Below are 6,876 nucleotides of genomic sequence, written 5' to 3' on the forward strand. Positions count from 1 at the left end.
GGAGCGGCGTGGATAATGTACATCATATGGTAAAATGTGGAGTTTTGTAATACTCCTTTATTTCACTATGCCTTCACGGAGCCATAATGATCTGAACTCATTTCATTTAATCGTTAAATCCATATTAAGGGTTATGAAATCCTGCGAATAAGCGAGTATTCGTGAGAAAATCGTATTAAACTGAGGGAGTACAATAAGAAAAAGAGTTGCACCAACAACCCTTTGTTTAACTCTAGCACCCCTTAGTTGAAGAAGCGTTATTTAATTTATTTATACAAAATAATGAGTAACAGCCCTATAAACATAATAATTCCTACCCCTACTCTAATTCGTGACCAGAAAACTGTTTTATTTAACAAGACTTTTTCTTTATTTGAAAGTTGTTCATCATCTTCATCTATATTCCGTTCCAATTCAGATTTCAATGCCTTTAATTTATTTGCCTTAACTCTATCCAATATTCCAAACAAAGCAAAACACAAAATAATGTAAACAACTACAAAAATGATATGAAAAATAATATCAGGTCCTTCCATAGAAATTGAATTATAAGATTTCTTTCTTTTAATTTCTTCAATTTCTTACTTGGAATTCTTCATTCTTAAAATCGAAGCCTTATTCAATTAACCTGCCCCTCTAGTGGAACAACAAAAAAAGGCTATCTTAGCAGCCAAATATTGTTGAACTCAAGCACCCGTTAGTTTAAGTACAATTTTTCACAAAATCTAACGATTACGTTATATTTCGACTTGATTTACTAATAAGTTAACTATTATATAGCATAATTTTTAATTAATGATTATAATTAAAACATTGCCAAGAGGTTAATCCTTAACGGTTATCGTTATTTCCCTTAATTCCTTTATTGGTGCAAAATACCACTCAATATTATTAAAGTTACTGAAACTTACTAAGTATGTTTGGTGTTTGTTACTAAGACTCAAGGGTTGATCAGCAACCCTTACTAATAGATTATGTCCATTATATATTAATTTCCAATAATAAAAATTACCTGTATTTATAGCTCTAACTCCCAAAAACTGCATTTTCTCTAAGCCGCCAAATTTCGGTAATAGTATAAGTAATTCATCAACTAATAAATAATAATTGTCAGGTAACTCCCTCTTTTTTGAATCACTCATACTCCCTTCTCCCCTTAAAAAATTCTAATTATCATATATGTAAACTTTATCCGCTTATATCTTTACAATATCTTATGACGAATAAATTTTCTTAAGAATACTGTTACTAAATTAATTTTATTTAATATTGAAATAGGAGTTCCTTTTCTTTCTTCCAGAAAACTCACCCGTTAGCTCAATAAGTATCAATAATATTCTTATTGTTTATATTTGCAACCATTGTATAATTACTATTGTTAGTTAATTTAATCAAGTTACAAAGGTGGAAATAAAATGTTACCTATTATTAGTATAATACTGATTGTTCTATTATCAAGCTATGTTGTTTATTTCACTTTTCGAAACAAAAACAAGCTTACCTGTATGGCTGGAATGATGATAAGTATGACTAACTCGATGATGGCGAGTATTGCTATTGGGAGTATTTTAGGAACCCTTATACAAAATAAAGATTTAACCATACCCACCATTGCATCTGTAACATTAGGTATGATAGTTGGATATATAACGGGCAAACCTGTTTCACTTATGGCATCAATCGACGGATTAACAGCAGGAATAATGGGCGGAATGATGGGTTCGATGTTAGGTGTTATGTTACAACCCAAATCTACAGATGTTATGATTTACTTTATTGACATAGTGTTTGTAGCAGTAATGGTATTACTCATTCGTTTAATAGACGAAGAATCAAAAACAAGTAAACAAGATTCCTCCAATAGAAAGCCAATATTAACAAATCCTATTTTTTTAGTTGTTCTGTTAATATTTATGGGTGTTCTTGTATTCGGAAGAGGTGCGTTTTATGCAAGTGGAAGTGAACAAGCGTCAAACGAGGTAGAGGAAATAAAATTTACAGATACAAGTAGCCAGATATATGAAGTTATGGTAAAACCTACTGAGTACACCCCTAATAATACAGTAATAAAAGCTGGAACACCATCAATCATTAACTTTAAAACAGAAGATGTTGGTTGCACTGGTATTGTCTTATCAGAGGAACTAGGGTTTAATGTTTCATTAAAAGCACATACAAACAACTATGTTAATATTAAATCTCTCAAGCCCGGAACTTACCATTACGCTTGTGGAATGAATATGTACAAAGGGACCATAACTGTCCAATAGCTTTTTCCAAACCCCCTTATTAATAACGGGGTTTTTTTGATACATATCTGCTCGGTTAGCTTAATAAGAAAAGCTGCCTATGATGGCAGCTAAATATTTAACAACAAGCTCAAGAGTTTGACCACAAATATAACTAATCCTAAAAATATTGATATATAATTAACCCGCCATTTTTATAAGATGAGAGCAACTTGTGTAATTGAATAAGATGCTTAATAGCATTAGTAAGCTTTACCTAGGTACGGTTGAACACCTGATCCACCACAACAGCCACATCTTCTTCCACCGTGACAACAAGGGCAACATCCACTTCCCTGACAGTGGTGACATCCCCTACCCATACAACAACGACACATTCTATTACCAGCACAATAACCACAAAATCCTGTACCTTGGCAACAACGACATTTGTACATACACTAACCTCCATAAAAAAAATAGCATATGTTTTTATATATGCGTGGTGCCCATAAAAGAAGTGCTTTTACTAAACTTTTTGTTCAACTAACCTATATTTTGGTGCATATTATGGTCGTACTGTTCATTAAAACGGTTAAAAAAATGCTGATTCAGTCCACTCATTATGGCAATACTCAGCAAAATAGCTCAGGAGTGGTTTTATGCGTGATGCTTGGTGGTATATTTGGAATTTCCTATTAGGAGTAGGATCTGGGATCATTGTTGTTATAAGCTTTATAAAGGTGTTTGTATTCCTCTGTGAAAAATTCTCGGACTATCCCAAAACATAAACACTACTACGCCGTTTATCGTCAGATACGACATAAAATAGAGATGGATTTTTATCTCTTTTATTCAAATATCCTGACCGTTAGTTAAGTAGAGTAAGAAACTGATTTCAATGGGATAGCCTTCGGCTATCTCACCTACTTTCAGTTCCTCCTCATCAATCCGTACGTGAGGTTTTCCCTCATACGGCTTTCCGACGTTCTTCTTCCTTTGGCATTACAGAAACTAACTTGCTAACTTCACCAATATATGACCAATCATTCTTCTCACGTCAGTTGAATTTCCGTGTTTCGAATGCCTATTTCTTTTCTTGTTATAAAATAAAGTAAGGCGCTCTATCACATACCAATCAATCCGGTTAAGCCATTTCTTTGCTTGTGATGATATTTGGTAGTAATTTTTGAAACCTTGTAGTCTCTTATTTAATCCCATCACCAAGTCATTAAGATCCATATACAGTTTTCCTCTTGGCTCTGTATATGCCTTAATCTTTGCACGCATTTTCTTCATTGCGTTCTTTTTCGGTATATGCGACATGACATGAATTGTTTTACCACCCTTTAAACGGAGTGGAAATTTACGATTGTGAAAACCTAGAAAGTCGAATCCTTCTACATTATCCCATAAGCGAACCAATCTTGATTTCTCCCTATTTATTGAAAGGTCAAGTTTTTCCATAATAGCTTGAATCACGCGAATACTTTCAAGCGCCTTCTGTTTGGTATTGCACATGATGACGAAGTCATCCGCATACCTCACTATTTCACCTAGGTGTTTAAACTTTTTCTCCCAGAGCTTGTCCATTGTATTTAAATAAATGTTTGCTAATAGTGGAGATATCACACCACCTTGCGGTGTTCCTGTAATTGGACTTCTTATTTTCCCCTCTTCCATAATGCCAGCTTTCAGCCATTTACGAAGTAATTTTAAAACTCTTCGGTCGCTTATACGTTGCTCCACTAGTTTCATCAACTTATCTTGGTTGATGTTATCAAAATATCCTTGGATATCGACGTCTACTACCCAAAAACATTTCTTACTTGCCTTACGAATCTTCGCCATGGCTTGATGAGCATTACGCTTAGGGCGAAAGCCAAATGAGCAATCCTGAAAGTCTGCCTCAAAGATAGGTTCAATAATCATTTTGGTTGCCATTTGTACTACTCGGTCTTTTATAGTAGGAATTCCTAATGGACGTTTCCTTCCGTCGTCTTTTGGTATGTAGTTTCCTAGGACTGGATGTGGATGATATCTATTTTCCTTTAACTCTAGGTAGAGTTCGTTCAAGAATTTCTTCTCCCCATATTCCTCGACGATACTTTCAATCGATTGTCCATCTACACCTCCACTACCTTTCTTTCGTTTCACACGTTGCCATGCTTCCCATAGGATGTCAGGACGATAGATTTTATCATATAATGCATGAAACTTGCGGCCAGTGTTTTCCTTGGCACAAAGATATAACGTCTTCCAGAGTTCTTGAGCTTTTGCATTATTGGTGTAGTTAGCCATTTTCTTGGCATTCACTGACTCTTACCCCCAACATATGAACGAAGTAGGGTTCCTTTCCTAGACAATGTTATGTTGTCATTGTCATCATTGGTACTATGAACCCCTCCGACTCCCTCTCATCCATCCACCATTTCGCTTGCACTTATAGGTTTCTGCTTTACTTTCATAAGAAAGTGACGAGGAGGGTATCCCCAGTTCCGTTAATTACTTTCCTAACATGTCATTCCCCTTACCCCGAGAGATTCTTCGGTGCTGCTTTCCCAAGTTCTTCACACCTTCCATGGTCTTCGCCCATCTTATCAAGGCTCGACTTCTCTTTGTCCACCAATGGTGGGTCCTTTTGACGAGACGGCAGGATTCACTTTATGTTACAACCTGTTAGTTTGCTCGCACTCTTCAATAGAGTTACTTTGTCACAGGGCTTCAACCTTAGGATTTCTCCACCAGTTGCCTGTCAGCTACTGAGCGTCTTGGTACTTACTCAGATTGGACTTTCACCAATTAGCAATTAACGGCTTGCTGGGCACGCACAAGAAAAAGGACTTCTGAGCAGTCCCTTTCATAGATGTAGAAGGACTTAATGAAGAAATATCCTCCCTTTAATGGACATATCCATAAACGTTATCAACATTTTCAGGTGTTTATAGATAGTAACAAATAATATTAAGCACAAAAACTTATACAAAAATACCCATTAGTAGGGATAAACTTCTGATTAAGAGTAAGGCTTTATACACCCCACCTTCCTAAAAAGGTAAGCTTTTATCCCGCCTTGGATGAAAAATAAAGCCTTGCTTCAAGTTTAACAACACACCCATTTAATATAATAATGAATATTTATTATTTAATTGGCACAAATTAATATCGTTAAGTTTGTTTACTTGACACCTACTGTCCAAAAAAACCGCTGAAGAGAAAGGCGGTTTTTTTGTGTATTTATTTAATAACATAGAGCATTGCCGATAGTTACGATTAATTAATTATTAAATATTTTTTACTTTATTCTATTTTTAAAATAAAAATGGATAACCCTATATCAAGTATGGTTATCCATTTTTGCTATTAACTATTATTTTTTCTCTCTCTTGCAGCTCTTTTCCTAGCTTTTTTGCTTTGGTTAAACTCTGTACTAAATTCTGTATCTCTTGCTTTACCTTCTCCAGTATGAGGTTGATTTCGATTGTTATTACGGTTCGTCATTGTTTTTCCTCCTTCCCCGCTATCATATGAAGGAAATGACTGGTTATACTAAAGAGAACGAATTGACACAGAAAGGGGGAAAACTCTGTGACACGGAACCTGGTTGCCTTTTTTCTGTTTGCCGTCCTCTCTTTCGCCGGCGGTCTCCAGACAGACGGCCAAGCCCCGCCCGACCCCATCCAGATGGGGATGGAAGAGGGATATTATGAGGGAATCCGTTCGGGGCTAGAAGACCGGCATAATTTCCGGATTTCCCGTGCCTGGCAGCAGATGCCACAATCCCGGCTGTCCAAAGACAACAAGAAGGAAATCGTCCTGCCCCTCATGAAAATAGGGCTTCTCCGGCAGGTGTATCTCTCTTTTTCTTCCGGGAAGAAATTCTACGCATACCTTCATGCCCACCCGGAATTGACGGCGGAACAGGCGGCCCGACGGATACTCGGGCAGAGGTGTAAGGGCGTACGAAAGAAGCTTCCGGAAAGGCTATGAGAGATCCCTCACGGCCCCGCCTGAAAAGGCGGCAAATTATGCGGCCTTTTTGAAGGCGAAAAGCAGATAAGAGGAAAACAAAAAGGGCAATCTCATACTGGGATGCCCTTGTCTAGTATACACTCTTGTCTATCATTATCTTATCAAGCGTTGGCTTTGAGATAGAGATTCTCCTCGTCTCTGGTATCCCAACGGACTGTTTCTACCATTTCCTTCACGATGAGGACTTCGAGGGCACCTTCCCAGGAAGAATCAAAATACTTGAGGACCGTGGTGATTGACGGAAAGTGGGCGATAGTGCGTTTGCAGTGGAACAGGTTGTATAATACCTGGTGAAGAGCAGTCCATCGGAACCTGTTGGATGGACATACAAAGAGTAAATTCACACTCGAATAAATCAATCCGTTTATGCACATACCTAGGGGTTTCATCCAGAAAAGCTACCTCAAGCACTAATTAGGGAATATATTTACAATAAATCAATATTTCCCTAAAAGTGTATAAGCTTATTCAAATGCCACATCCTCATGTGATCATACCCTTAATTTTTCACATTTTCTTCAAGTAACCTGCCCTCATTAAATATGTAGGTTTAGACGTTTCAAAGGAAAAAATTGCCGTTGCCATTGCAGATGCAGGTCGTGAGGAGCCAAGGTAT

Annotated in this window: 7 protein-coding genes; 2 read left to right on the top strand and 5 right to left on the bottom strand. The window is 37.0% G+C overall.

All coding sequences use genetic code 11. The features are described from left to right. Window positions 1-266 precede the first annotated feature (266 nt). Window positions 267-536, bottom strand: a complete 270-nt coding sequence (locus tag J7E77_RS23955) for a hypothetical protein (RefSeq protein ID WP_214717332.1) — start codon at window positions 534-536, stop codon at window positions 267-269. A 288-nt stretch (window positions 537-824) separates the two neighbouring features. Beyond that, the gene (locus tag J7E77_RS23960; protein ID WP_214717334.1) at window positions 825-1,142 is read right to left on the bottom strand and encodes a hypothetical protein; all 318 of its coding nucleotides are present in this window, start codon (window positions 1,140-1,142) and stop codon (window positions 825-827) included. Window positions 1,143-1,415: 273 nt separating this feature from the next. Between J7E77_RS23960 and J7E77_RS23965 the strand changes: the two genes are divergently transcribed. After that, a complete protein-coding gene (locus tag J7E77_RS23965; RefSeq protein WP_214717336.1) occupies window positions 1,416-2,270 on the top strand; it encodes a cupredoxin domain-containing protein in 855 nt (284 codons plus the stop codon). Window positions 2,271-2,505: 235 nt separating this feature from the next. Here J7E77_RS23965 and J7E77_RS23970 read toward each other — a convergent pair whose 3' ends face one another. The 3 genes from J7E77_RS23970 to J7E77_RS23980 all read right to left on the bottom strand — a co-directional run bounded on the left by J7E77_RS23970 (window position 2,506) and on the right by J7E77_RS23980 (window position 5,729). Further along, on the bottom strand, window positions 2,506-2,700 hold the full coding sequence (locus J7E77_RS23970) for a hypothetical protein (protein ID WP_214717338.1): 195 nt from the start codon (window positions 2,698-2,700) through the stop codon (window positions 2,506-2,508). 542 nt (window positions 2,701-3,242) lie between these two features. Further along, the gene (gene ltrA / locus J7E77_RS23975; protein WP_214717340.1) at window positions 3,243-4,544 is read right to left on the bottom strand and encodes a group II intron reverse transcriptase/maturase; all 1,302 of its coding nucleotides are present in this window, start codon (window positions 4,542-4,544) and stop codon (window positions 3,243-3,245) included. A gap of 1,047 nt (window positions 4,545-5,591) precedes the next feature. Further along, window positions 5,592-5,729 carry a hypothetical protein gene (locus tag J7E77_RS23980; RefSeq protein ID WP_214717341.1) on the bottom strand — a complete coding sequence of 46 codons (138 nt, stop codon included), beginning with the start codon at window positions 5,727-5,729 and terminating at the stop codon, window positions 5,592-5,594. An 87-nt stretch (window positions 5,730-5,816) separates the two neighbouring features. On the opposite strand from J7E77_RS23980, the gene J7E77_RS23985 reads away from it, so the two are divergent. Continuing rightward, window positions 5,817-6,218: a hypothetical protein gene (locus tag J7E77_RS23985; RefSeq protein ID WP_214717342.1), complete on the top strand. Its 402-nt coding sequence runs from the start codon at window positions 5,817-5,819 to the stop codon at window positions 6,216-6,218. The last annotated feature ends 658 nt before the right edge of the window (window positions 6,219-6,876 follow it).

Source organism: Bacillus sp. ISL-77, from assembly GCF_018613105.1.

Bases quoted from the DNA above. Each gene is read 5' to 3' on its own strand.
- J7E77_RS23970 (WP_214717338.1), bottom strand. From the start codon at position 2,700: ATGGAGGTTAGTGTATGTACAAATGTCGTTGTTGCCAAGGTACAGGAT.
- J7E77_RS23980 (WP_214717341.1), bottom strand. From the start codon at position 5,729: ATGACGAACCGTAATAACAATCGAAATCAACCTCATACTGGAGAAGGT.
- J7E77_RS23965 (WP_214717336.1), top strand. From the start codon at position 1,416: ATGTTACCTATTATTAGTATAATACTGATTGTTCTATTATCAAGCTAT.
- J7E77_RS23960 (WP_214717334.1), bottom strand. From the start codon at position 1,142: ATGAGTGATTCAAAAAAGAGGGAGTTACCTGACAATTATTATTTATTA.
- J7E77_RS23955 (WP_214717332.1), bottom strand. From the start codon at position 536: ATGGAAGGACCTGATATTATTTTTCATATCATTTTTGTAGTTGTTTAC.